This window comes from Brevibacterium sp. FAM 24630 (assembly GCF_049804075.1).
Taxonomy (GTDB): domain Bacteria; phylum Actinomycetota; class Actinomycetes; order Actinomycetales; family Brevibacteriaceae; genus Brevibacterium.
In genome coordinates, this window is record NZ_JBNBZD010000003.1 from 42,041 (window position 1) to 68,296 (window position 26,256).

Here is a 26,256-nt window from a genome sequence, read left to right on the forward strand (position 1 = left end):
ATGACCACACCGATGCCCAAGCCGGGACCCCGGGCGTCCCGCCGCACCACGGTGGAGGAGATCTCCGCCGGTGGCATCGTCGTCGACTTCTCTCATCCGAAGCTGACCGTGGCCGTCATCGCGCGCATCAACCGGGCCGGCCGGATCGAATGGTGCCTGCCCAAGGGCCATCTCGAAGGCACCGAGACTCCCGCCGAGGCAGCCCGCCGTGAGGTGGAGGAGGAGACCGGGATCGCGGGACAGATCATCTGCCCGCTGGGCACCGTCGACTACTGGTTCACCGTGACCGGGATCCGGATCCACAAACTCGTCCACCATTTCCTCCTCCGTGCACGATCGGGGACCCTGACAGTGGATAATGATCCTGACCAAGAAGCGATCGATGCCGCGTGGGTGCCCTTCAACGACCTGCGTTCGCGACTCTCCTTCGCCAATGAGCGCCGCATCGTCGCCGCCGCCCGACCGATGGTGTCCCGACTGGAGCAGTGAAACCCATTCCCATCCGCCGCCTGCGATTCGTCACCGCCCTGCTGAGCACGCTCATGCTGCTCGCAGGGCCGGTTTTCGCGCTTCCGCTTCTGTCCGCATCCCCGGCAGCAGCCGATACTCAGGGCACCACGGAGGCGCAGACGACCGATACACAGGCGGACAAGCCCACGATCACCCTCGACGAGGTCACACCCTGGGTCGATGAGAAGGGCACGCTCACGGTCCGCGGAATCGTCGCGAACCCCACCGACAAGGCGATCGAGAAGCCGACCCTGAGTCTGCAGATGTCGACCCGCAAGCTCGATTCGGAGTCCCGGCTCAGCGACTGGAAGCGGGGAGGGTCTGAGCACCGCACCGTCGCCGACCTCGAACACGATGGACCGAAGGCCCGGAAGAAGGCAGAGAAGGACAAGAGCTCCGAGGCGGACAGCGACTCGGGGATCACCCTCGACACGCCGATCGAGGACACCATCGATCCCGGCACCTCCGCCGAGTTCACCTTCACTGTCGAGGCCGACGACCTGGGCCTGAGCAAGTCCTCGCCCGTGAGTTCCTGGGGTCCGCGCGGTCTCGCCGTTCAGCTCGGCGACGGCACCGGACTGCGCGCCTCCGCGCTCGGCTTCACGACGTGGTATCCGACGCCGAAGTTCGACCAGACGAAGCTCAGCCTGCTCGCCCCGGTCACTCTGCCCGGACATTCCGAGGACGGACTCATCCCCGCCGAGCAGCTCGACAAGGCCATCGCAGACGGCGGTTCGCTGTCGACGATCATGAAGCTGCTCGACCACAAAGAACTCGCACTCGCCGTCGACCCGAGAGTCATCACCTCCTTCGAAGCCGCGATCGCCGAACCTCCTCCCGCCGACGGCGAGGACTCGGAGCAGACCGAGGAGGCCGGCGACGAGGACGGTGAGCAGACCCAGACCCCACCGGTCGGAGTCGCTGAGAACGAGGACACCGGAGCCAGCGACGCCGAACTCAAAGCCGAAGAGGAGCGCCGCAAACGCCTCGACGCCTGGTACGAGGACTTCGTCTCCAAGGCACAGAAGCACACGGTCGTCGCCCTGCCTTTCGGCGATCCCGATCTCCACTCACTCCACGGCAGCAAGATCGACCGGCTCGGCTCCTTCGCGCAGAAGCAGCGCGCGATCGTCAAGGACGTCTTCCCCGAAGCACGCACGGACATCGCCTGGCCGGTGGCCGGCAGCGCGACGAAGAGCGGACTGCGGGCACTGAAGAAGTCGGGCAACTCCACTGCGATCCTCAGTGATGAGCAGCAGCCGTCGATCACCGGCATCCACGACGATGCCCATTCGCAGACGACGATCACCGACGATGGGGAATCGACGATCGATACGCTGATCACCGATTCGAAGCTCACGGACATGAGCACCGCCGCGATCACTTCCGAACATCCCGCCTCGGCGCTGTCCGAGCTCGTCGCCGAATCGGCCGCGATCCAATCCGAAGCCCCCTATCGCGCGCGCAACCTCCTGGTGCCCCTGCCGCGCACGGCCGCCTCGGCGGGGTGGGAGAAGACGGTCGAGGCGCTCACCTCCGCGCCGTGGATCGCCCCGACCGGGGCCGACGAACTCCTCGACTCGCCGTCGGAGGCCCGCGGGCTGCTCCGCACCGATTCCGACGCTGCGCACATCCGCAAATCCACGGTGACGTCCCTGGCCCAGACCCGATCGAACCAGACGGGTTTCAACAGCGTCTTCAGCGACCGGAAGAGCGCGGACATCCGCTTGGATCGGGAACTGCTCAGCTGCACCTCGGCGGCGTGGACCCTGGATCCGAAGGCGAACGACTGCGCGGATAAGGCCCGGGACCAGAGCCGGAAGCTCATGGACAGCCTGCACCTGCGCAAGGGATCGTCCGTCCTCCTCGTCACCGGCGTGAAGACGACGATTCCCGTCACGATCGTCAATGATTCCCCCGCCGAGGCGACTCTGCGGATCCGAATGAAATCCTCCACCCCGCAGCTGCGGACCCAGGAGACGGAGACCGTGCAGGTTCCGGCTGCGGAGACGATGCGTGTCGACGTCCCCGTCGAAGGCCTGGCCAATGCCGATGTGCCGACCACGATCGAGATGGTCACCGACGATGGGGCCGTCCTGCCCAGGGATGAGTCGCTGCTTGTGCGGGTCCGCGCCGATTGGGAGAACATCGGCACGGCCGTGGCCGGATTGGCCCTGGCCGCGGTGTTCGTGATCGGCTTGATCAAGACGATCTCGCGCGGGCGTCCGAAGATCCCCGAACAGCAGCTGGCCGACGCGATGGCCCGCGCCCAGACCGACGACCCCGAAAAGAGGTAGCGCTTGTCCAGCTTCTCATCCCTGGCCCGGTCCTCGGCAATCATGACCGCAGGCACCCTGACTTCGCGGGTGCTCGGCTTCGCCAAGGCCTCGATGCTGGCCACCGCGATCGGTGTGACCTTCGTCCAGGCCGACGCCTTCGACGTCGCGAACAAGGTGCCCAACACCCTGTACATGCTGCTGGCCGGCGGTGTGGTCAATGCCGTGCTCGTCCCGCAGATCGTGCGTGCCTCGAAACAGAAGGACGGCGGCGAGGACTTCACGAACCGGCTGCTGACCCTGTCCTTCCTCATCCTCGGCGCGGTGACCATCATCGCGACCGTCGCGGCCCCGCTGCTCGTCTGGCTCTATTCCTCGGGGTGGAGTCACGAACAGCTGGCGCTGGCCACGGCCTTCGCGTACTGGTGCCTGCCGCAGCTGTTCTTCTACGGCCTCTATACGCTGCTGGGCCAAGTCCTCAATGCGAAGTCCTCGTTCGGCCCGTATATGTGGGCGCCCGCGCTCAACAACATCGTGGCGATCGCCGGCCTCGCGGTCTTCATCATCGTCTTCGGAACGAACAACGCCTCCCCGCACGGACTGGATACCTGGACTCCGGACAAGATCGCCCTCATCGCCGGCACCGCCACCCTCGGCGTGGCAGCTCAGGCGCTCATCCTCCTCTGGCCACTCAAACGCATCGGCTTCAAGTACAAACCGACCTTCGGCTTCCGCGGGGTCGGACTCGGAGCGGCCGGCAAGGTCGCCTTCTGGACGTTCGCGGCGATGCTCGTCGGTCAGATCGGGTTCCTCATCATCTCCCGAGTCGCCGCCGGATCCTCGGTGCCGGGAGACGGAAACGCTTCGAACACGGCCTATACGAATGCGTACCTCGTGTTCATGCTCCCGCACTCGCTCATCGCAGTATCCCTGGCCACGGCCCTGTTCACCTCTTTGGCCAAGGACGCCGCCGAAAACGACACCGAGGCGGTCGTCGGCGACTTCTCGATGGGTGTGCGGATGGTCGGGATGGTCAATACCTTCGCTCTCGCCGCCCTCGTCGTCCTCGCCTCGCCGGTGGCGATGATCATCGCCGGTCCTGGTCGCGAGCAGGCCATGGCCATCGGGTTGGTCATCATCACGATGGTCTTCGGGCTCGTTCCCTTCAGCGCGAACTATCTGGCACAGCGCGTGTTCTACGCCTACGGGGATGCGAAGACCCCGTTCCTCATCCAGCTGCCGCAGATCATCTTCCAGTCCCTGGCGGTGCTCTCGGCTTCGATCTTCCCGAAGTCGGTGACGGTGGCGATCATCGGTCTCATCATGAGTCTGGGCTACCTGTTCGCGATGGTCATCTCGTTTGCAGTCCTGAAGAAGCGCCTCGGTGCGATCGATCTGCGCGAGATCCTCACCTCGCACGTGAAGTTCCTGCTCGCTGCGATCATCGCCGGAGGTGCCGGTTTCGGACTGCTGTACTTCTTCCCGGACTTCGCGCTGGCCGGTCGCCTGCCGGCGATCGCCACGACCGCCCTCGTCGGCACCGTCATGCTCCTTTTCTTCATCGGAGCTTGTTATTTGCTCAGAGTCAGAGAGTTGCATTCGATTATTGACGTGGTAGCTGGAAAACTAAGAAGAGCAGCCTGAGCCCTTGAATCCCCACCGGAGGTGGTCGTCCTGATCGATATCGAACCCGGCATGGTGGTGGCCGGTCGCTATGTCGTATCGACTGTGGACCGACGTTGGCTTCCCGATAAGCCCGAGGTCGGTGCCGTGTGCACGGGCCTCGACGCGATCCTCGATGAGCCCGTGCTCATCCTCGTCGCCGATGCCGACGGGTCCAACGATGTCCTCGAGGCGGCTCGGCGCGTGTCGATCCTCGGTGACCCGCGCATCGCACCGACGCTCGATGTCGGGCATTCGAACGGCCTGGACTACATCGTCATCAAACGCATCGCGGTGACGCCGTTCAATCAGATCCTCCCGCGGTCGCCGCTGCCCGTCGACGCCGCCTGCGCACTCATCGGCGAGATCGGCACCGCACTCGTGACGGCGGCCAGGCGGGGACTGTTCCACATGTTCCTGCGCCCGAGCGTCGTGGGATTGACCTCGAAGGGTGCGGTGATCATCGCCGGCATCGGCATCGATGCGGCATTGGCGCTGGACACCGGGCTCGTCGAGCAGACGGACTACACGCCGACGAAGGCCTCGCGTCGGGACGCGCTGGCCCTCGTCCAGCTCTTCTACGCGGCTCTGACCGGTTACTGGCCCGGCGAAGAAGCCTTCGACGGCCTGCCTGCTGCGGAGAAGGAGAATGCGCGCATCGCGCGGGTCAAGGCACTCAACCCCGATGTCTCCGATGAGCTCGACGACTTCGTCAGTGGAATCATCACCGGTTCGGATCCCGGCCCCGGGTCGGTCGCCGAGATCCTCGGCTACATCGACTCCTGGGATCCGGAGCTGCTGCGCTACGTCAACCGCGCGCCCGTAGCTGAGAACGAGACGCTGTTCGAGACCTCGCCGCGCAGCTTCGATGAGGCGACCAGCCTGCCTGCGCCCCGGTCGAAGACCATCGGCCCCGGCCCCGAGGGTGCGGCCAGCGCCAGCGAGGATCAGGTACAGGCCGCTCTTGTGCGCGTGGGCATCACTCGTCCCGGCACTCGTGGTCTGGCCGCGGGCGTCGTCGGACGCACTACGGGACGCTACGCGGATCGGATGCAGATGAGGGAGGCCTCGAGTTTCCCCATCGCCAAGGAGCAGCTCGACAGCGCTGCCCAGGACTGGGAGGAGTGGGAGCCGGAGCAGACCTATTCCGAATACTCCGAATACGCCGCTCACGAATACGATGAGAACCTCACAACCCCGATCATGAGCCGGGAGGACGATCCCGACCCAGACACTCAGGCTCTCGAGATCGTCCCCGAAGACGAGGACGATGAGAACGACACGCGCGTGATCATGGACAACGACGAAGAAGAGGACGACGGGTCCTGGTTCCTCGGCGGCATGTTCGAAACCGATGAGCAGCAGCGCGAACATCAGCGCCGCGAATACGAGCGGGAACGTCGCATCGCGAAGGCGAAGGAAGAGGAGGCGCGCCGCCGTCTTGCCGCTTTCGAAGCGAGCTCGGCCGCGCGGCAGCAGGAAGCCAATGCCGCGGCACCGCCGAAGGAGATACGTCGGCTGTCCCCGGACACCGATGACGATCACAGCACCGAGGCGGCCCCGCCGACCGAGAAATCGCCGACCGCGGATTCGGCGTCCGTTCGCCCGGCCGAACGCAAGGCGGCAGGACGGCCGCGTCAGCAGCACAGCGATTCCACCGCTGCGGCCGCCGCACCGAAGCCGACATCGTCGAAGACGCCTTCGACCAAGTCGGCCGCGGCCGGAGCTGCAGTCGCAGGTGGAGCTGCAGTCGCAGGAGGGGCCGCAGTCGCGGGAACGACCGGGGCTGGAGGGGCCGGGGCAGGGTCCGCCGGTGCAGCGACCGGTGGCAGCGGCGGCGGTTCTGCTTCGGAGGATCGCGATCTCGCAGCCACCCGGAAGCCGTTCCTGTGGTTGGTGCTCGGTCTCGCCGTCGTCGCGGCGATCATCATCGGCATCGTCGTCATCAACTTCAATTCCGGTGATGACGAATCTGCTCCGGTGGCTGAGTCCTCCGCTCCGAGCGAGGAACCGACGAAGAAGGCCAAGAAGGAGACTCCGAAGGCTGATCCGCCGAAGATCGAGTCGGTCGAATCACTCGATCCCGAGGGTGACGGTTCGGAACATGACAGTGAGACCGAGAACGTCATTCCGAACACCGAGGGTTCGTGGAACACGGACCGCTACAACTCGGCGAGCTTCGGCAACCTCAAATCGGGAGTCGGTCTGCTCTTCGAGTTCGAAGACGAGTCGACCGTCAGCAAGGTCAAGGTCAAGTCAGGCAGCTCCGGCGGTAAGTTCGAGATCCGCGACGGAGACGATCCGGCGGACGCGAAGGTCATCGGCGAAGGTGTCTTCGACGCCGATGGCGGAGTCACCGTCAAGTTCGATGAGAAGGTCACCACCGACAAGCTGATTCTGTGGGTGACCGATCTGCCGCAGACAGACGGCGGTTTCAAGGCCACGATCAGCTCCGTGCAGTTCTCCTGACAGACATGGTCTCTCCGCAGCTGGTGCCGCGGGCGGCGAGGCAGCTGCGGCAGCAGGTGCGGAATAGTCCACGGCACCGTACGGTTATAGAAACGATAGTCACTCCGCACGACACGCCATAACGGGTCGGGCACAGCAAACAGAAGCAGGGATCTTTTCACATGACTGATACTCAACTGGTGATCATCGGGTCGGGTCCGGCCGGCTACACCGCCGCCGTCTATGCGGCTCGCGCCAACCTCTCGCCGGTCGTCATCGCAGGTTCGGTGACAGCGGGCGGCGAGCTCATGAACACCACCGATGTGGAGAACTTCCCCGGTTTCCCCGCCGGTGTGCAGGGGCCCGAGCTCATGGAGAACATGCGCGAGCAGGCTGAGAAATTCGGTGCCGAGGTCATCTACGACGATGTCGAGACCCTCAAGCTCAACCCCGGAGCCCATGAGATCGAGACCGCCCTTGGTGCTCGCTACACGGCCAAAGCCGTGATCCTCTCGACCGGCTCGGCCTACCGTGAACTGGGACTGCCCAATGAGAAGCAGCTGTCGGGACACGGCGTCAGCTGGTGTGCCACCTGCGACGGCTTCTTCTTCCGCGATCAGCATATCGCCGTCATCGGTGGAGGGGACTCCGCCCTGGAGGAGGCCACGTTCCTCACTCGCTTCGCTTCGAAGGTCACGCTGGTCCACCGTCGCCAGGAACTGCGTGCTTCGCAGGCGATGCAAGATCGCGCACAGGCAGATGAGAAGCTCGAGTTCCTTCTCGACAGCGAAGTCGCCGAGGTCCACGGCGAGGATTCCCTCACGGGTCTGTCGATTCGCAATACTGTCACCGGTGAGACTTCCGAGCTTCCGGTGACCGGCATGTTCGTGGCCATCGGCTCCGACCCGCGCACCAGTCTCTTCGCCGACCAGCTCGACATGCGCCCCGATGGCTATCTCAGTGTCGAAGGCCGCACGTCCAAGACATCGGTCGAAGGCGTCTTCGCCGCCGGCGACGTCATCGACTCCGTCTACCGTCAGGCCATCACTGCGGCCGGCTCAGGCTGCTCAGCGGCACTCGACGCAGAGCACTACCTCGCTGATCTTGACGCCGCTGCGGTGCCAGTTTCGGCTGAGGCCGCCGTCGCTTCCTGATCAAGCTGCATCCCGCTCAGGAGCGGCACCGGGCCCAAGGCGGGAATGAATCCGCCAGCACCACTGTTCTCGATAGTGAAACTCGTTGTGAAGGAAGGTCAACCATGTCGACAGAAGTCACTGATGCAACATTCGAAGAGACCGTACTGAAGTCCGACAAGCCTGTGCTCGTCGATTTCTGGGCACCTTGGTGCGGTCCGTGCCGCATGGTCAGCCCCATCGTCGACCAGATCGCAGAAGAGCACGGAGAGAAGCTCAACGTGGTCAAGGTCAACACCGATGAGAATCTCGAGACGGCGAGCACCTACGGAATCACTTCGATCCCCGCTCTGTACGTCTTCAAGGACGGTGAAGTCGCCAAGACCATCATCGGTGCCCGTCCGAAGCCTGCTCTCGAGGATGAGCTCTCCGAATTCATCTGATCGAGTTCTAAGGCGCCTGTTGTACTATCAACAGGCGCCTTAGGCGTATCTGCACCATTGAACCCGACCCCGCAACCGCTCCACAGAAGATTGGCAACGCATTGACGAACACGAACCAACCGCGCTATACGCGCGGTGACATTTCTGAGATGTTGCCGAATATCAAAAGCCAGATGGCGCGCCTGGGACTCAACATCGGTGATACCGAATCGGCCGATTTCGACCGCCCCTTCGAACTGGCAGTGCGACAATTCCAGCAGGACCGCGGAATCCTGTGCGACGGTGTGTTGGGCCCTGAGACGTTTTCGGAGCTCGAACAGGCCAGATACCAGCTGGGCGACCGAGTGCTTCGCTTTGACCCCGTCAGAGTGCTCACAGGCGATGATGTCGTCGTCCTGCAGACAAGACTCGCCGGTTTGGGCTTCTACCCTGGCAGAATCGATGCCGAGTACGCTGCCCGAACCGAGGCGGCCGTCAAGGAACTGCAGATGAGTCTCGGAACCAAGGTCGATGGCGTGACCGGGCCACAGACGCTGCGCGGGCTCAATGCCATCAACCGAAACCAGGACACGGGAAATCTCTTCGCTCTCCAGGAGCGTGCGCGAGTGGCGGCATCCGGCACCTCACTGGTCGGACGGACGTTTGTCGTCGAGGCTGCAACTACAGTTGTAGATTTCGAGAGTCTGCCGATGTCGGAAGAGCAGTCCGCGCTCGAGCGTCAGATCACTCTCGATATTGCATCTCGCCTTGTCGGACGGCTTGAGGCCATCGGCGCGGGGGCACTTCTTCTCGAAGGCGATACCGTCGAGGTCAATCGGGCTGATGCACTAGGCGCATCCGCAGTCATCACTGTCACCGCAGATGTCAGCAAGTCAAAAGATGCGAATGGAATCGCCACCTTCTACTTCGGACATGAACGACAGAGCGATCTGAACTCACCCACTGGGCAGAAACTTGCGGAGCTCATCCAGGGGGAGGTCGTCGCGCGCACCGGAATGCTCGACTGCCGAACTCATGCGCGAACTTGGTATTCACTCAAGCGACTCAAGACTCCGAAGGTCCATGTCGTCACCGGGTACCTCACCAACGCTGACGATCTCGAAAGCCTCCAAGATCCATATGTTCGCGATTCGATCGCGGATGGTATCGCAGCCGGGTTGCAGCGCCTCTATATAAGAGAAGACAACGATCCTCAGACTGGCGCCCTCAGCCTCGAAGCGATCAAAGCACTCAGCTGACCTCAATGCTCAACTGCAGGTAGTGACCGCCCGCAGTTAGCCACGACCGGCCGCTCCGCGTTTCACATGAAACATCGCTCTGCAGCCGGTCCCGGCTCACACAATTCTTCAAATTCTCGGGGGCCCGGAGAGAGGGCACAGCGGCAATCAATCCAACGCCGTTTCTTTCGCCCGCGCTGTTTCACGTGAAACACAACAACGCACTAATCGTTAAATAGGACCACGCAAAGCTCGAGAACGGGCTTCGGCAGTTACCCCAAGATGAACACTACTTAAGGTCCGGCCCGCAACGGATGGAGCAGGCGAGTTCAGTAGTCGGGATACACAATCGTCTCTACCATCAGTTTGGCCGGATCCAATAACGGCGGGCGGCGCATGTGATGCATCAAGGACGCATCTGGCAAGTGTCGGTCTTGTCAAAGACCTCCTTGGGCCCCCTCAGTCATGCCATGTCGCAGTCACGGCCCTCCTCGGAACCGCAGCTACACCCACCAATATGGGCGGTATTGGCGATATTTGGAACTATCGATGATTCAGCAGCATTTGTTCCGATGGATGGAAAAGGTTGAGCAAGAGCGGAGGCGCCGTGACAAGACACCGATGTACTATCCCCGGTGCTACAAGGGACAACACGCACCTCTTCTTTGGAGCTATTCGCTCGACGAATGATCGAACTAGCCGTTCCACATGAAACACCTGATGCGGCCCAGCGGGATGAAGGCGGCTCAGCGAGTGGACCGTCGCCCGAAAGTCAACTATGAACCCACTATGGTGTCGTAACGCCGATCCTCGGTTCGCTTCTTCCAATAGAACGAAATCACTTATGCGACCCCGGAACTTCACGAGATGAACCAGCGGCCTGAACACACCGGTAGATTCAATGCACGCCATCATCAACCGGGGCCACGGTGAAGTTGCATTCCTCCCGACTTCAGTCATCAATTTGTCGGAAGCACAACACGACAACCATATATAGAGGGGACTGTGGTCCAGGCACGCCTGCCCGCCGAATCAGGCCAAGGCCGGCAATTCACAATAGCTCGGGCGTATCACCTTGTTTCACGTGAAACACTTACGACCACAGCAGGGGCAAAAGAGCTCGTCATCCACACGCATGCCGATGCGCCACGATAGTTCCGTAGAGTTGGGCAAATCCGTGAAGCCCCGCGTTGGCCGATCACACATCCAGCCCGCCCTGCCACCAGCGCCACCTTCTGGCAATGAACTCAATGGGTACCCTATCTGACACAAGCAACTTCCTACACGCAGCCAGCGATCCACAAGACTAGCAGCGTCTGGACCGTGGTATCGCGCAGAAGGTGTTCAACGCATTGGAACGAGGTTGAGTTAAAAAGCGCGCCCTTCGGGTCGTTCCACGTGAAACTGTCGTGTCCGTTTAATCGTCCCCGATCTTCCGATACGCCAGTACACGTACTGAAGCAAGCGATGCGAGTACAGACCTACCCTGGTAGTGCTGGTGCTAGAGGGACGTGACAGCAGTTCTTCGAAAATGCATGACGGTACCGGTAAATGCGAATGCACCGAATTCCTCGTAGATACAGGTTCACGAATACATGCATTGGCGACAATTGCCTTGACCCACCAGATCGAACTGTGGGCGACGCCCTAGTTTCACGTGAAACGTGACCTATCGATATCGGCGACACACCATTGCTTAGATTGAGTACTATGTCGGTATCAGCGCTAATGACCACCTTCTTAGGCAACAGGCATTCCTGATTGATACGTTCCACGTGAAACAGAGTCTGCGATCGTCCGGCTGCTGTCTCCATGTAGCAATCACAATGGAACGTCTAACAGAGCGTCGGACCAATACACAGGGAATGCCCCCAATCACGAGCTGATCTCGCGGCCGATTTGAAAACAGCGTTCGGTAGAAGAAGATAGCTCCATTGGGCGGAGAAATAGCGTCCACCACCGTTTCTCGTGAAGCATGAACCCCATACGTCGAGCACGTCAATTTCAAAAACCACCGGTCCAGTATGTCTATGACAAAGCCACCGATTGGTCGCACAGGTATGGCTGTGGCCCTGATAGTTTCACGTGAAACATCGGAGCTGTGAAGTTCCAGTCCAACGTCGGACCCAGGCCAACGCCTAACCAAACATTCCACCGACGTATTCCAAACTTTCGAAGCTACCCAGCTGGGCCGATTCAAACCGGATAGACCAAAATATACGTTCCGGTCGCGGAGTAGTCGACTGAACATCATGGTAACCGAGAGAAACAGATCCGGGCCGCGATGGTATATCGACACCAGCTTTTGTTTCACGTGGAACGGCCCCAAACAAGCCGCAGGAGATACCCTTGCGACTGCACTTCGCGTCAACCTTTGCGAAGTTGCTATTACACCGGGGCGGGTAGGCAACCCGGGGAGCAAGCATCTCACAGCGCCAAAGGAAGAACTATATTCTCCGGTGAGGACCGGATAGGCAGCGGTAGATGCGGTCAACCTCCGAGGGGCACAGGAGCCTGAAGCTAGAAAAGTGGCTCGAGCATCAATCCGTATTCGAAGCTGTCGAGCTCAGCGAGGGCAATCAGCCGTTTGGCCGCGGAATCATACATTCATGAAGCGAACCGCTTGACTCTAAAACCCATGTCTCAGTGTGGATAGCACAACGCCCGGCGGTGACACCCGCCGGGCGTTGACTCTTTTCAACTCTGGAGTTCAGCCGTCTTCTTCGGCAGAAATTCCCAACAGGCCAAGAATGCGATCGAGATCCTCTTGGTTAGCGAACTCTACGCTCAGTTTTCCCTTACGCTTACCGACGGAGATGTTCACCTTCGTATCCAAGCGATCGCCGAGTCGTTCGGCAACCGCGATGAATTCCGGAGACACCTTCGTCGTTGCACGTGAAACATTCGCCGAGTCACCGCGGTTGAGCAACACAACAGCTTCTTCCGATGCACGCACGGACAGTCCCTCCGCGACAATGCGCTGCGCAAGAACTTCCATATGTTCGGGTTCGCGCAGTCCCAGGATCGCTCTCGCGTGGCCGGCCGAAATCACGCCCGCCGCAACTCTGCGCTGAACGAGCGGCGGAAGACGCAGCAGACGCAGAGTATTCGAGATCTGTGGACGGGAACGACCGATGCGTTCGGACAGCTCTTCCTGCGTGCATCCGAAGTCTTCGAGCAGCTGACCATAGGCGGCCGCTTCTTCCAGCGGATTCAGTTCCGCCCGATGCAGGTTCTCGAGAAGTGCGTCTCGGAGTAGATCCGTGTCTTCGACGTATCGAATGATCGCAGGAATCGTCGGGAGCCCCGCGTCCTTCGTCGCTCGCAGACGACGCTCACCCATGATGAGTTCAAAGCGCGACCGATCACTGGGCTTCTGCCGGACGACAACCGGCTGCAGGACTCCGATCTCCCGAATACTGTGAACCAGCTCGGCCAGGAGATCCTCATCGAAGACCGTTCGGGGCTGACGGGGGTTCGCATCGATGAGGTCGACGTCGATCTCACCGAACTCCGTGTCCGGGATCGATTCGACGCCATCGTGCGGATCTGCTTCTTCATCACCGGCGGCAGCGGAGTCTTCTGAGGTTGAAGACTCGTCGTCTGCACTCGCTGCGTCGGAAGAAGCCGCGACCTCATCGCCCGAGGCGTCACTATCAGCAGTATCCACTACCGATGTAGTTGATACATTATCGGTGTCTTCGTTGCCTTCGTCCTGATCAGCCTTGTTGTCGGCCGGGTCATAGCCGGATGATGTGTAGACACCGGGATGCGTTTCACGGACGTCCGATGATGACTCAGCGGTTGAAGAGACAGAATCCGGATTCTCTGCCGGGGTATCCGCGACGGCTTTCGGGGATGATTCAGCAATTTGAGTCGCTTGATCGGAGGCTGGGGAACCTGCGGTCGTCGAAGGCTCGACGGTTTTGGAGCCCACGTCCTTCTTTGACGACGCTGTGGACTTGTCTGCGGAAGTATTGGCCTTCCCCGCTGGAGTATCAGCCTTGTCCGCTGCAGTAGTTGTCTTTGGTGCAGAAGCGGCGTTGGAAGAGCCGGAAACGGCGTTGGAAGACGCAGCAGCGGTTGTGGAAGGCGACGTCGTGCTTCGAGTACCGGATGCCGACTTGGTCGCCCCCGCAGCGGTCTTCGTCGATTTCGTGCCGCCGGTCGACTTCGTCGTCGAGCTCGAGCGCGCTGGCTTTCCACTGGACGTCTTACCTGCAGCTGTTTTCGACGATGAGCCAGTCGCACCAGCACTCTTGGACGCCGTCGTCTTCGCAGCCGTCTTCGTGGTCGTCTTCGCTGCCGTCTTCGGAGAGGTACTCGCGGTCGATGATTTCGCTGTCTTCGCTGTCGACGACTTCGACGAGTCCGAGTCCGACGACTTCGCTTCGTTCTCCGTCTTCACTGCAGATCCGGCCTTGGGTTTGCGACGGCGTGAGGACTGCATCGAAGCAGCAGGATCGGTACGAGCGGTCCGGGAGGTCTTGTGTTCACCCTCACTCTTGCCGTCTTCGCCATTCCCGCCGGAGAAGAAGACATCGACTGGACGATCACTGGAGTTCGCGTCGGGGATCAGTGCTCCGAGGCCGCGTCCCAGGCCCCTCTTCTTGCGTTCAGCCACGACTTACTCCTCGATTCGCGATTTCTTCTGCGGCCTCTCGGTACGAGAGTGCACCGCTCGAATGTGGATCATATGAGATCACGGTCTGCCCGTAGCTCGGAGCCTCCGAGATCCGCACTGAACGCGGAATCGCCGTACCGAGAACCTGTTCCGGGAAGTGAGTGCGGACATCCTCGGCGACCTGTGCACTGAGGTTCGTCCGCCCGTCATACATCGTGAGCAGAATCGTTGAGATCGCCAACGCCGGATTGAGGTGCTTCTGGATGAGCTGGATGTTCTTCAGCAGCTGGCTCAGGCCCTCGAGTGCGTAGTATTCGCACTGAATCGGGATGAGAACCTCGCGAGCGGCAACAAAGGCGTTGACAGTGAGCAGACCGAGGCTCGGCGGGCAATCGATGATGACGTAATCGACCCGGTTCCCGGCGGCTTCCTCTTCGCTGAGATAGATGCCCAGAGACCGCTGCAGTCGCTGCTCGCGAGCGACCAATGAGACCAACTCGATCTCGGCTCCGGCGAGATCGATGGTGGCAGGCACGCATGTGAGTGTGTCGAAATCCGGGCACTGAGCCACGGCCTGACGCATCGGGACATCGTCGATGAGTACGTCGTAGATGCTCGTGACCTCGGAATAATGATCGATTCCCAGAGCCGTACTCGCATTGCCCTGCGGATCGATGTCGATGAGCAGGACGTTGAGGCCCTGGTTGGCCAGCGCCGCTGCGATGTTCACCGCCGTCGTGGTCTTCCCGACCCCGCCCTTCTGGTTCGCGATCGTGAAGATGCGGGTGTCATCCGGCCGTGGAAAGGTTGTCTGCGACAGTCGATCCGCACGCCGGTTGTCCCGTGCAATCGCGGCACCAATGGGAGACGACTCATCCATGATCGGCATAGGGCGCACTCCATCATCCATCGGTTTCACAAGGCTCTCATCCAGCCTAGACCAACTCTACTTCGTACTATTTCTTCACGATCTCGACGACACGACTCGGGACCTCGAGAATGCCGCCGCCATCGACGACGTGGATCTTCGGCTGCGAGAGCCGATATCGCTTGATCAGTTTCTTCGCTTTGACCAGCTCGTCCTCGACCGAGGCTCCCTTGAGCGCCAGGATACGGCCTCCAGGGCTGATCACTTCACGCGTCCATTCGATGAGAGTCGTCATCGCCTTGACCGCTCGTGCTGTGACGACGGTGAACATCTCCTCGTCCACGAGCTCCTCGACACGGGCGCGGACGATCCGGACATTCTCCAGACCCAGATCATCGACGACCATGCTCAGCCATTCGACGCGTCGTTCCATCGGTTCGATGAGGACGATCTTCGCGTCGGGACGCAGCAGTGCAATCGGGATCCCGGGCAGGCCGGCTCCGCTGCCGACATCACCGACGACGTCGCTCTCACCGACGTATTCGGCGACGACGGCGCAGTTGAGGATGTGACGAGTCCACAGTCGGTCGACCTCACGGGGTCCGATGAGACCCCATTCGATGCCGGTGGTCGCCAGATGTTCGGCGTAGCGCTGAGCCGCGGGGAATGCCGCACCGAAGTACTCCTCGGTGCCGACAGGCGGCGTTTCGATCTCGGGCAGTTCGCTGCCGGTCTCAGGCAGATCAGTCATCGGCGAGCCGGACGACGACATGACGACCGTCGCCTTCGCCCTCGGATTCCGACACCAGACCGGCACGTGCCGCCTGGTCGTGAATGATCTTGCGTTCGAAGCTGTTCATCGGTTTGAAGGCGAACTCCTCGCCGCCGTCCTTGACCTCGTCGAAGGCACGATTCGCCTTCTTGATGAGCTCATCGCGCCTGCTGTTGCGGTAGCCGTCGATGTCGAGCATCAGCCAAGACCGCTGACCGGTCTGCGTCTGCACGGTCAGTCGGGACAGCTCCTGCAGAGCTCCGAGGGTGCGCCCTTCCTTGCCCACGAGGGTCTTCAGGTTCGAATCCTCGTCGTCCTCGCAGACGATCGACAGCTGTGCACGACCGTCGGCGACATCGATATCGATATCTCCGTCGATATCGGCAAGATCCAGAAGCTCTTCGAGGTAGTCCGCGGCGATCTCACCCTCTTCTTCGAGGAGCTCGGCACGGCTCGGCTTGGTCGAGGTCTCCTCAGCTGTCTGCTCGGAGGTCTCGTCGATCTTCTCTTCGGTCATGTTCGTGTCCTCAGCGCTTCTTGTTCTTCTTGCGGTTCTTGCTCACGGGCTGCTGCCGTTGGCCACTCTTCTTCGCGGCCTCCTCGGTGGCGGTCTGGCCCTGGATCTCTTCCTGCTTCACAGTCTTGCCCTTGCGAGCCTTGCGCTCAAGCATCTCCTTCTCGGCTTTCGAACCGGGTGCGGGCATATTGCGGATGACCATGTGCTGCTGGGCCATCGTCCAGGAGTTCGAGACCAGCCAGTAGATGAGAACACCGAGCGGGAAGTAGATACCGCCGAAGCCGAAGACCAGCGGCATGACGTAGAGAAGCATCTTCTGCGACTGCATCATCGGGTTCGCCATAGCGGACTCCGACATGTTCTTCGCCATCATCTGCTTCTGCGTGATGAACATCGTGCCGGCCATGATGACGATGAGGACACCGGTGAGGAGCTTGACCGAGACTCCCGGATCGGTGAACACAGCGGAGAGGTGAATGCCGAAGACCGAGGAGCTCTCGGCCTGAACCGCGAGATCCCGTGTGAAACCGCCGATAGCGTCCATCGACCCGTTCGCGACGTCCGGCATGTTGCGGATGACGCGGAAGAGCGAGAAGAAGATCGGCATCTGCACGAGAAGCGGCAGACATGACGCCCATGGGCTGGTCTTGTTGTCGCGGAACAGCGCCATCTGCTCTTCGGCCATGGCCTGACGCGAGTACTGGTCCTTCTTGCCCTTGTACTTCGCCTGGAGGCGCTGGATCTCCGGCTGCAGGAGCTGCATCTTGCGCTGCGACTTGATCTGGTAGACGAAGAGAGGGATGAGCAGAGCGCGGATGACCACGGTCAGTCCGGCGATCGACAGCACCCAGGTCCAGCCGTTGTCTGCGGGCAGGCCGACAGCAGTAAAGATCTCATGAAAGATCGCAAGGATCCATGCCACTACCCACTGCAGCGGGTAGAGCAGGTTGTCGATCCATCCCATTCAGTTCTCCTCGTTACAACGATTCGTCACGATCGTTCATTTTGCCATTGTTCATCGGTTGGCGCGACACGCTCGACGCGCCCCGAGCCAGTCCGCCGATCCGCGTGTTTGCGGGGACCTATGTGGTCTGTGTTCTTCAGCTGCGGGCCTCGCCGCCGTGAATGATCTTCGATCTGGCCTCCCGCGCCGAACCCGGCACGTGGTCGACTCCGCCGTGGGACCACGGGTTGCATCGCAGTATGCGCCATCCAGTTAACACCAGTCCCTTGAGAACTCCGTGTATCTCGAAGGCCTCGAGGCCGTACATGGAACAGCTGGGATAGTAGCGGCATACTTGGCCGTACAGAGGTGAGACCACGATCCGATAGGCCCGGATGAACCAGACGAACGGCATGCGCGGCCCGATCCGGACGATCCACCCCACCGTCGGCCAGAAGCCGGACGGACGGCCGGGCACCTCGGAGACATGTTTCAGATCATGCTCGGCGTCCACGATGTTCCAGCTTCTTCTGTGCCTTGGCCAACAGCTGATCGACCTCGGCCTCGAGGACCGAGAACTCCGCGTCGGCCGCGTGCGGCAGCGCCCGGAGCACGAACAGCTCTCCGGCTCTCAGTTCGCCCAGACGCGGGCGCATGATCTCGCGCAGACGCCGCTTCGTGCGGTTGCGCACCACGGCGTTGCCCACGGCCTTGGATACGATGAAACCCACGCGAGGAGCGTGGGTATCATCGGTGCCTCTCAGGCAGTGCGCCATGAGATGCTCTGAGCGCACCCGGACACCGGCTCTGAAGACTCGTCTGAAGTCCTCGCTGCTGCGGATCCGGTGCGCCGCGTCAAGCACACTCAGGCCGAAAGTTCGGAACGTCCCTTGCGACGACGTGCGGCCAGGATCGAACGGCCTGCACGGGTACGCATGCGCAGACGGAAGCCGTGCTTCTTGGCGCGCTTACGGTTATTGGGCTGGAATGTACGCTTGCTCACTTCAGTCTCCGATTCTAGGTTGCGGGTGAACGCCGGTGCGTTCTCACAAAAAACGGCGGTGAGAGTCTCGACCGCCGAGCACTCCTGTGCATAAGAGCCAAAAGATGATCAGGATAATCGGATGAAGCCCGGTACACAGGACACTCCATCTTAGCGAGGCCGCAACCAGACGGTCAAACGCGGCTCCCATGTTTCACATCACGCTCGGCGAAAATTCATCACGGTTCACATCCGCGCCATCCGACCTCGTCCACAAGTCACACTCATGTAGTTTTCCACAAGCTTATCCACGAGTGTGGAGATTCACTGGCCTGAGCCAGCACGAGTCCACAATCTGTGGAAAACTATGTGGAAGTCATGCACAGGTGTGGATCACGCCGAGAACGAATATTTTGAAAGTTGAGGAAGATTGACGGTGTCGAACTCCAAGAATGAGCTCATCAGCCGCTGGCGCACGGTGGTCTCAACCCTGGATCAGGACCCGGAACTCACGGCGCATCAGAAGGGATTCCTCTCCCTCGCTGTGCCCAAAGCCCTCGTGGACAATGCGCTCGTTCTCCTCGCCGTGCGCGACGAACACACCCGCCGCACCATCGAGACTCGACTTCTCGGTCCTCTGACCAGGGAGTTCTCCAAGGTTCTCGGCTTCGACGTGACTTTCGGCTTCGTCGTCGATCCCGAACTCGACGTGCCGATCCGCTTCGAAGATCTCATCGGGGAACCGACCCCGGGACCTCAGGTTCCCATCGATCCGGTCACCTCCACCTCGGCGACGGGAGCTCCCGCCCCGGTCCAGGACCAGCGGCCGATGCCCGACGCTCAGCAGCCGAATCCGGAATCACCGCGCACCGAGGCTGCCCCCTCCCTGGCGCCGGCACCCGCCGGGCAGGATTTCGGTCACCCGACCGGCCACCAGGCACCTGCCGCACCGCAGATGCCGCAGACACACCAGGCACGGTCGACGCAGGGGATGACCGAGCGCGAACTCAAGATCGCCGAGGCGACCGCCGCCCCCATGGTCCCGCCCGTCGATGCTCCCGGCGTCGCCCAGCTCAACCCGAAGTACACCTTCGACACCTTCGTCATCGGTGCTTCGAACCGCTTCGCCCATGCTGCGGCCTTCGCCGTCGCCGAAGCTCCTGCCAAGGCCTACAATCCTCTGTTCATCTATGGGGATTCGGGACTCGGCAAGACCCACCTGCTCCACGCGATCGGCTACTACGCGACTCAGCTCTTCCCTGAGATCCGCGTCAAGTACGTCTCGAGCGAAGAGTTCGTCAACGACTTCATCAACACGATCGGTTCGTCGAAGACCTCGAACGCGCTGCGCCCGGCCTTCCAGCGTCGGTATCGCGAAGTCGACATCCTCATGATCGACGACATCCAGTTCCTGCAGGGCAAGGATGCGACGGTCGAAGAGTTCTTCCATACCTTCAATGCTCTACACAATGAGGCCAAGCAGGTCGTCATCACCTCCGACCAGCCGCCGAAGATGCTCAAAGGGTTCGAGGAGCGGCTGCGCTCCCGCTTCGAATGGGGCCTGCTCACCGACGTGCAGCCGCCGGATATGGAGACCCGGTTCGCGATTCTGCGGCGCAAAGCCGCCGCCGAACACCTCGATGTCCCCGACGATGTCCTCGAATACATCGCCTCCCGTGTGTCCTCGAACATCCGCGAACTCGAAGGGGCACTCATCCGCGTCACCGCGTTCGCGAACCTCAACGACCAGCAGATCGATGTCTCCCTGGCCGCGACCGTCCTCAAGGACTTCATCACCCAGGACGACACTCCTGCGGTGACTGCCGCCGACATCATGGGTCAGACCGCTGCCTACTTCAGCCTCACGCTCGACGACCTGTGCGGTACTTCGCGTTCCCGCACCCTGACCACGGCCCGACAGATCGCGATGTACCTGTGCCGGGAGCTCACCGATCTGTCCCTGCCGAAGATCGGTCAGGCCTTCGGCGGACGCGACCACACCACCGTTATGCACGCGAACAAGAAGATTCGAACTCAGATGGCCGAAAGACGAGCCGTCTACACGCAGGTCACTGAACTCACAAACCGCATTAAACAACAGCACCGCCTATAGAACGCGGTATGCACATCTGTGGATAACCCTGGGGACAATTGCTCACAGCTGGGGACAGACCGGTGGACAGACCAGCTGCCTGAGTGGAAAGATGTGAACTACATGCTTGTGTTTACCCAAGCGCCCACCGACGCCCTCGTCGCGGTGCACAAGGCATCCACAGGTCCATAAGCGGCTCGTTCCCTTGACTACTAGGGGGTAAGCAGCACTTGTCCACAGTCTCCACAGGTGCTGATACTTCTACCAAGTGAATTCAACTCTTAAGAGGGCGACCGCCACCGACTGCTTCGCTCGGTGAGCACCGAGCTCCGGAGCTCGGGTTCAACGGGATGACGAGCCGGAGAATATTCGAACACAGGATCTCAGCCAGTTCTCGGATCCGAGATTCACCCTCTTCTGAGCCCTTTTCGGCACTCCCACGTGCACTTTCGCTGCAGCCCTCCTGATCGCCTCTGCTGAGGTGGTCATTCATCCGATAGGCTGTGTAAAGTTTTCCGAGCAGTATCGAGCCTGTGCCGTGCAACCCAGAGTCTTGTGCCAGATGCCCTGAGCAGGTCGGGTGGCCACCCCGAAGGAGTAAAGTGAACGCGGAAGCATCCCCCTTGAAGTTCAAAGTCAATCGCGATGTACTCGCCGACGCGGTGACCTGGGCGACCAAGACTCTGCCCAACCGTCCTTCCGCTCCGGTCCTCACAGGCATCCTCATCACTGCCGAAGCCGGTGGCACCGTCCGTCTGGCCGTCTTCGACTACGAAGTCTCCTCCCGTGTCGAGATCGGCGCCGATGTCGCCTCCGCCGGAACCGTGCTCGTATCCGGACGACTGCTCGCCGACATCTCCAAGGCTCTGCCGAATCAAGAGGTCACCCTCGAACAGATCGATGCGAAGGTCGACGTCACCTGCGGCTCCTCGCGCTTCTCGCTGATGACCATGCCCGTGGCCGAATACCCGGCACTGCCGCAGGTTCCCGAAGACTCCGGAACCGTGTCCGCAGGCGAGTTCCAGAACGCCGTCTCCCAGGTCACGATCGCGACCTCGAAGGACGACACCCTGCCGATCCTCACCAGCGTCCGCGTTGAGATCGAGGGCGAGAAGGTCACTCTGCTCGCCACCGACCGGTACCGTCTGGCTGTCCGCGAGTTCACCTGGCACCCTGGTCGCCCCGATGTCTCCGCCGTGGCACTGCTGCGCGGGCGCACACTCTCCGATGTCTCGAAATCCCTCGGCGGCGATGTCACCATCGGTCTGAGCACCGATGCGGGCAAGGACCTCATCTCGTTCACCTCGGCCGGGCGAGTCACGACATCACTGCTCGTCGAGGGCGAATACCCGAAGGTCCGGTCACTGTTCCCGGACTCGGTGCCGATCCATGCCATCGTCGAGACCGCTGTGCTGCGCGAGGCCGTCCGTCGTGTCTCTCTCGTGGCTGAGCGCAACACCCCGTTGCGATTCGAAGCCACCGACGGAATGCTCACCCTCCATGCCGGCACCGGTGACGATGCGCAGGCTTCAGAAGCCGTCGAAGCGACTCTCCAGGGCGAGGAGATCACGGTCGGCTTCAACCCGCACTACATCGCCGAGGGGCTCGCAGCGGTCGAGAGCCCCTATGTGAACTTCTCCTTCACCCAGCCGATGAAGCCGGTCATCATCTCCGGGCAGAAGGAACTCGACGGCCCCGCCGACGAGTCGTATCGCTACCTGCTCATGCCCACGCGGATCTGAATGTGGATATCCCGACTCTCCCTGCGTGACTTTCGGTCGTATCCGGAACTCGACCTCGAGTTCTCTCCCGGAGTCACCACTTTCGTGGCGGACAACGGGACAGGCAAGACCAATATCGTCGAGGCGATCGGGTACCTCGCCCATCAGCGCTCCCACCGAGTGGCCTTCGACGCCCCACTGGTGCACGAGGACCGCCCGGCCGCGACGGTCTCGGCACTGGTCAGACGGGAACAGCGGCATGCCACCGTCGAAGTCACCATTCAGGCCAAAGGGGCCAACCGAGCCCGGGTCAATCGGAACGCGGTCAAGCTCAAGGACATCCTCGGCCTCGTCTCCTGTGTCATCTTCGCCCCCGAGGACCTCAGCCTGGTCCGCGGCGAACCGGCGGAGCGTCGCTCATGGATCGACACCCTCGTCGTGGCGCGCAATCCGCGTTTCGCCTCGATCATCACGGACTTCGAACGCGCTCTCAAACAGCGCAATGCGCTGTTGAAGCGACTGCGCGAAGATCGTGATCCCGGCCTCGAGGCGACTCTGGACATCTGGAACATGGCCTATGCCGATTCCGCGTCCGAGCTCATCTTCGGTCGGCAGCGGATCCTGTCCGACATCGTGGCCCCTCTGCAGGAGAACTTCGCCTACATCGCCGCTGACGCGCGGCTCGAACGCCAAGGTGCGCACATCTCCTACGATTCGCGCATCGACTATTCTCAGGCCGGCTCCGCCGCCGAGTGCAGAGAGCTGCTGCTGGAGGCACTCGACCGGCGACGCACCACGGAGATCGAACGCGGACTCACGCTGCACGGCCCGGGACGTGACGACCTCTCGCTGCGCATCGGTTCGCATCCGGCGAAGGGCTACGCCTCTCACGGGGAGACCTGGTCGCTGGCCCTGGCCATGCAGCTGGCCGGATGGGACCTGCTCTCTGCCGATGCCGGCTCCGCCGCCGAACAGCCGATCCTCGTCCTCGACGACGTCTTCGCCGAGCTCGACACGGGCCGGCGCAACCGCCTGGCCTCGCGAGTCACGGCCGCCGAACAGGTCTTCATCACCGCCGCCGTCGATTCGGATCTGCCCGAAGGACTCGAAGGTACCCGGATCGACCAGGCCGGGCTGTTCGCCGGCGCCGACGGGCCGGCGAGTGCGAATCCGCCGGCGAGTGAGCACCAGGCAGAGAGCGAGAGCTCGACCCGGAGCGCCTCATGAGCGGAATCGTCCGGGAGTTCTCCACTCCTGTCGCTGCCCTCGAAGCGCTCGATCGGGTTCGCCGCATGGAGGTCACAGAAGCGAAGTTCGTCCGCAGCCGGCGCCGATCCCGCCTGCGCGGAGAAGTCGTGTACTCGGGATCGGGCAAGGACGGACGCGACCCGAAGTCGGTGTCGTCCGTGCTCGGTTCCCTGATCTCCGACCGCGGCTGGTCCTCTTCCCTCGACATCGGCAAGGTCCTGGGGCGGTGGCCCGATCTCGTCGGCCAGCAGGTGGCCCAACATGCGACTCCTGTCGACTTCTCACCGCCGCTGCTCGTCATCGCCGCTGACTCGACGACGTGGGCGACTCAGCTGCGCGTGCTCAAACCGACGATCCTGCGCCGCCTCGAAGAGGGGCTGGGTTCGGCCACGATCACGGAGATCGAGATCAAGGGTCCGCAGGGACGCAGCTTCAAACGGGGTCGGCGGTCGGTGGCCGGCCGCGGCCCGCGGGACACATTCGGGTGAAAGGGCGCAGCCGCCTCGGCGATCTCCTGTGCGGGACCGTCGGAACTCGGTGCCGGCGCTCAGTTTCTGGGAAGAACTCAGAGGGCCTTAAACGGCCACAGCCGGTCCCGTAGGTGTCCGGGGGTACATCTGCGGTCCGAAAATTCGGGAAATCCGCCTTCTCAGGCCGCTTACGGGCATTTCAGCCCACAGCGCGGTAGAATGGGGAGCTGATAGCGACCATCCGAACAAGGAGTCACATGACGACCGAGGATCAGCCTCATTATGATGCCGGCGACATCACGGTACTCGAGGGTCTCGAGGCAGTCCGGAAACGACCCGGCATGTACATCGGTTCGACCTCGGAACGTGGTCTCCACCACCTCGTTCAGGAGATCGTCGACAACTCGGTCGACGAGGCGATGGCCGGCTACTGCGACCATATCGAGGTGACGATCCTCGCTGACGGCGGCGTCCAGGTCACCGACGACGGGCGCGGAATGCCGGTGGCGATGCACCCCACGGAGAACAAGCCCACCGTCGAGGTGATCCTCACGGTCCTCCACGCCGGCGGCAAGTTCGGCGGAGGCGGCTACGCCGTGGCCGGCGGTCTCCACGGTGTGGGATCGACGGTCGTCAACGCCCTCTCCGAACGCCTGGCCGTCGAGGTCAAGCGCGATGGCTACACGTGGTCGATGGACTTCGTCCGCGGTGTGCCCACCGGTGAGCTGCGGCGCGGTGAGGAGACGGAGGAGACCGGGACGACCGTGACCTTCTGGCCGGATGCCTCGATCTTCGAGACCACGGACTTCTCCTATGAGTATCTGCGCGCGCGGTTCCAGCAGATGGCCTTCCTCAACAAGGGGCTGAAGATCAGCCTCACCGATGAGCGCCACAACGAGGTCGACGACTCGGATGTCCAGATCGACGAAGACGAGGCCGACGAGTGGAAGCCGCGCTCGGTGACGTACAACTACGAGCACGGTCTGCTCGACTACGTCCAGTACCTCAACTCGTCGAAGAAGGTCGACCTCGTCAACCCCGATGTCATCGTCTTCGAAGCCGAGGAGGGCGAACAGACCCTCTCGCTTGAGATCGCGATGCAGTGGACGACGGCCTACAACGAATCCGTCCACACCTACGCCAATGTCATCAACACTCATGAGGGCGGCACCCACGAAGAGGGCTTCCGCACCGCACTGACTTCCCTGGTCAACAACTACGCCCGGGAGCAGAAGCTGATCCGCGAGAAGGATCCCAACCTCACCGGCGACGACATCCGCGAGGGACTGACCGCCGTCATCTCCGTCAAGCTCGCCGATCCGCAGTTCGAGGGACAGACGAAGACGAAGTTGGGCAACTCCGAGATCAAGGGCTTCGTCCAGCGGGTGGTCCGCGATGAGCTCGGGCACTGGTTCGAGTCGAATCCGGCTCAGGGCAAGGATGTCGTGCGCAAGGCGCTGCAGGCCTCGCAGGCTCGTCTCGCCGCCCGCAAGGCCCGTGAGGCCACCCGACGCAAGGGACTCCTCGAGTCCTCGGGCATGCCCGGCAAGCTCAAGGACTGCCAGTCGAAGGACCCTTTCGTATCCGAAGTCTTCATCGTCGAGGGTGACTCCGCCGGCGGCTCCGCGACCCAGGGACGCAACCCGAATACGCAGGCGATCCTGCCGCTGCGCGGTAAGATCCTCAACGTCGAGAAGGCCCGCCTCGACCGGGCCCTGGGCAACAACGAGGTCCAGGCGATGATCACCGCCTTCGGCACCGGCATCGGTGAGGAATTCGACCTCGACAAGCTGCGCTACCACAAGATCGTCCTCATGGCCGACGCCGATGTCGACGGTCAGCACATCACGACCCTGCTGCTGACCCTGATCTTCCGGTACATGAAGCCTCTCATCGAACACGGCTACGTGTATCTGGCCACCCCGCCGCTCTACCGGCTCAAGTGGTCGAACGCGCCTCACCAGTTCGCGTACACGGACAAAGAGCGCGACGGTCTGCTCGAGACCGGACGGGCCGAAGGCAAGCGACTGCCCAAGGACCTCGCCATCCAGCGCTACAAGGGTCTGGGCGAGATGAACTATGAGGAGCTGTGGGAGACGACGATGGATCCGGACCATCGTCTGCTCAAGCAGGTCTCCCTCGACGATGCGATCGTCGCCGATGAGATCTTCACGGTCCTCATGGGCGATGACGTCGACTCCCGCCGCCGCTTCATCCAGGAGAACGCGAAGGACGTCCGCTTCCTCGACATCTGATCAGCACCGCCGGAGACGGCGGAGACAGACTCTGACGAACTCACCTACTGCCGTCGCATACGGTTAAGACACAAG

The 26,256-nt window shown here is 61.8% G+C and carries 21 protein-coding genes; 13 read left to right on the forward strand and 8 right to left on the reverse strand.

The window, feature by feature from the left end; all coding sequences use genetic code 11:
• The 7 genes from ACPUD7_RS03105 (at position 1) to ACPUD7_RS03135 (ending at position 9,710) form a co-directional block, all read left to right on the forward strand.
• Entirely contained in the window at positions 1-489 is a 489-nt protein-coding gene (locus ACPUD7_RS03105) for an NUDIX domain-containing protein (protein ID WP_135537714.1), read from the forward strand.
• Complete coding sequence (locus ACPUD7_RS03110) at positions 486-2,807, forward strand: DUF6049 family protein (protein ID WP_425119090.1); 2,322 nt, start codon at positions 486-488, stop codon at positions 2,805-2,807. Before ACPUD7_RS03105 ends, ACPUD7_RS03110 begins: the two co-directional genes overlap by 4 nt.
• Before the next feature lie 3 nt (positions 2,808-2,810).
• On the forward strand, positions 2,811-4,430 hold the full coding sequence (gene murJ / locus ACPUD7_RS03115; protein ID WP_425119091.1) for a murein biosynthesis integral membrane protein MurJ: 1,620 nt from the start codon (positions 2,811-2,813) through the stop codon (positions 4,428-4,430).
• 21 nt (positions 4,431-4,451) lie between these two features.
• Entirely contained in the window at positions 4,452-6,917 is a 2,466-nt protein-coding gene (locus tag ACPUD7_RS03120; protein WP_425119092.1) for a virulence factor MviN, read from the forward strand.
• Positions 6,918-7,078: 161 nt separating this feature from the next.
• Positions 7,079-8,050: a thioredoxin-disulfide reductase gene (gene trxB, locus ACPUD7_RS03125; protein WP_425119093.1), complete on the forward strand. Its 972-nt coding sequence runs from the start codon at positions 7,079-7,081 to the stop codon at positions 8,048-8,050.
• A 104-nt stretch (positions 8,051-8,154) separates the two neighbouring features.
• Positions 8,155-8,472: a thioredoxin gene (trxA, locus tag ACPUD7_RS03130; RefSeq protein WP_135537710.1), complete on the forward strand. Its 318-nt coding sequence runs from the start codon at positions 8,155-8,157 to the stop codon at positions 8,470-8,472.
• Between the two features lie 101 nt (positions 8,473-8,573).
• Positions 8,574-9,710, forward strand: a complete 1,137-nt coding sequence (locus ACPUD7_RS03135) for a peptidoglycan-binding protein (RefSeq protein WP_425119094.1) — start codon at positions 8,574-8,576, stop codon at positions 9,708-9,710.
• A gap of 2,689 nt (positions 9,711-12,399) precedes the next feature.
• Here the strand turns inward: ACPUD7_RS03135 and ACPUD7_RS03140 are convergent.
• Positions 12,400-13,626, reverse strand: coding sequence for a ParB/RepB/Spo0J family partition protein (locus tag ACPUD7_RS03140; protein ID WP_240689569.1), 1,227 nt, complete (start codon positions 13,624-13,626; stop codon positions 12,400-12,402).
• A 67-nt stretch (positions 13,627-13,693) separates the two neighbouring features.
• Here ACPUD7_RS03140 and ACPUD7_RS03145 point away from each other — a divergent pair, with 67 nt between their 5' ends.
• A complete protein-coding gene (locus ACPUD7_RS03145; protein ID WP_240689568.1) occupies positions 13,694-14,389 on the forward strand; it encodes a hypothetical protein in 696 nt (231 codons plus the stop codon).
• On the opposite strand, the gene ACPUD7_RS03150 is transcribed toward ACPUD7_RS03145, so the two are convergent.
• The 7 genes from ACPUD7_RS03150 to rpmH form a co-directional block, all read right to left on the reverse strand.
• Positions 14,306-15,202, reverse strand: coding sequence for a ParA family protein (locus ACPUD7_RS03150; RefSeq protein WP_135537709.1), 897 nt, complete (start codon positions 15,200-15,202; stop codon positions 14,306-14,308). The genes ACPUD7_RS03145 and ACPUD7_RS03150 overlap by 84 nt on opposite strands.
• A 67-nt stretch (positions 15,203-15,269) precedes the next feature.
• The gene (gene rsmG / locus ACPUD7_RS03155; protein WP_425119095.1) at positions 15,270-15,932 is read right to left on the reverse strand and encodes a 16S rRNA (guanine(527)-N(7))-methyltransferase RsmG; all 663 of its coding nucleotides are present in this window, start codon (positions 15,930-15,932) and stop codon (positions 15,270-15,272) included.
• Positions 15,925-16,470, reverse strand: coding sequence for a protein jag (locus ACPUD7_RS03160; protein ID WP_135537707.1), 546 nt, complete (start codon positions 16,468-16,470; stop codon positions 15,925-15,927). Before ACPUD7_RS03160 ends, rsmG begins: the two co-directional genes overlap by 8 nt.
• 10 nt (positions 16,471-16,480) lie before the next feature.
• Positions 16,481-17,434 carry a membrane protein insertase YidC gene (gene yidC, locus ACPUD7_RS03165; RefSeq protein WP_135537706.1) on the reverse strand — a complete coding sequence of 318 codons (954 nt, stop codon included), beginning with the start codon at positions 17,432-17,434 and terminating at the stop codon, positions 16,481-16,483.
• Between the two features lie 136 nt (positions 17,435-17,570).
• A complete protein-coding gene (yidD, locus tag ACPUD7_RS03170; RefSeq protein WP_240689567.1) occupies positions 17,571-17,927 on the reverse strand; it encodes a membrane protein insertion efficiency factor YidD in 357 nt (118 codons plus the stop codon).
• Positions 17,911-18,276 (reverse strand): ribonuclease P protein component, encoded by a 366-nt coding sequence (gene rnpA, locus ACPUD7_RS03175; RefSeq protein ID WP_135537705.1) that lies wholly within the window; start codon positions 18,274-18,276, stop codon positions 17,911-17,913. Before rnpA ends, yidD begins: the two co-directional genes overlap by 17 nt.
• Positions 18,277-18,278: 2 nt before the next feature.
• A complete protein-coding gene (rpmH, locus tag ACPUD7_RS03180) occupies positions 18,279-18,416 on the reverse strand; it encodes a 50S ribosomal protein L34 (protein WP_135537704.1) in 138 nt (45 codons plus the stop codon).
• A 415-nt stretch (positions 18,417-18,831) separates the two neighbouring features.
• Here rpmH and dnaA point away from each other — a divergent pair, with 415 nt between their 5' ends.
• From dnaA to gyrB, 5 genes are all read left to right on the forward strand, one after another.
• Positions 18,832-20,508: a chromosomal replication initiator protein DnaA gene (gene dnaA, locus ACPUD7_RS03185; RefSeq protein ID WP_135537703.1), complete on the forward strand. Its 1,677-nt coding sequence runs from the start codon at positions 18,832-18,834 to the stop codon at positions 20,506-20,508.
• Between the two features lie 581 nt (positions 20,509-21,089).
• Entirely contained in the window at positions 21,090-22,229 is a 1,140-nt protein-coding gene (gene dnaN / locus ACPUD7_RS03190; RefSeq protein WP_425119096.1) for a DNA polymerase III subunit beta, read from the forward strand.
• Positions 22,230-23,435 (forward strand): DNA replication/repair protein RecF, encoded by a 1,206-nt coding sequence (gene recF / locus ACPUD7_RS03195; RefSeq protein WP_135537702.1) that lies wholly within the window; start codon positions 22,230-22,232, stop codon positions 23,433-23,435.
• A complete protein-coding gene (locus ACPUD7_RS03200) occupies positions 23,432-23,944 on the forward strand; it encodes a DUF721 domain-containing protein (protein WP_425119097.1) in 513 nt (170 codons plus the stop codon). Before recF ends, ACPUD7_RS03200 begins: the two co-directional genes overlap by 4 nt.
• A 239-nt stretch (positions 23,945-24,183) precedes the next feature.
• Positions 24,184-26,181 carry a DNA topoisomerase (ATP-hydrolyzing) subunit B gene (gene gyrB, locus ACPUD7_RS03205; protein ID WP_135537700.1) on the forward strand — a complete coding sequence of 666 codons (1,998 nt, stop codon included), beginning with the start codon at positions 24,184-24,186 and terminating at the stop codon, positions 26,179-26,181.
• Positions 26,182-26,256: the final 75 nt, after the last annotated feature.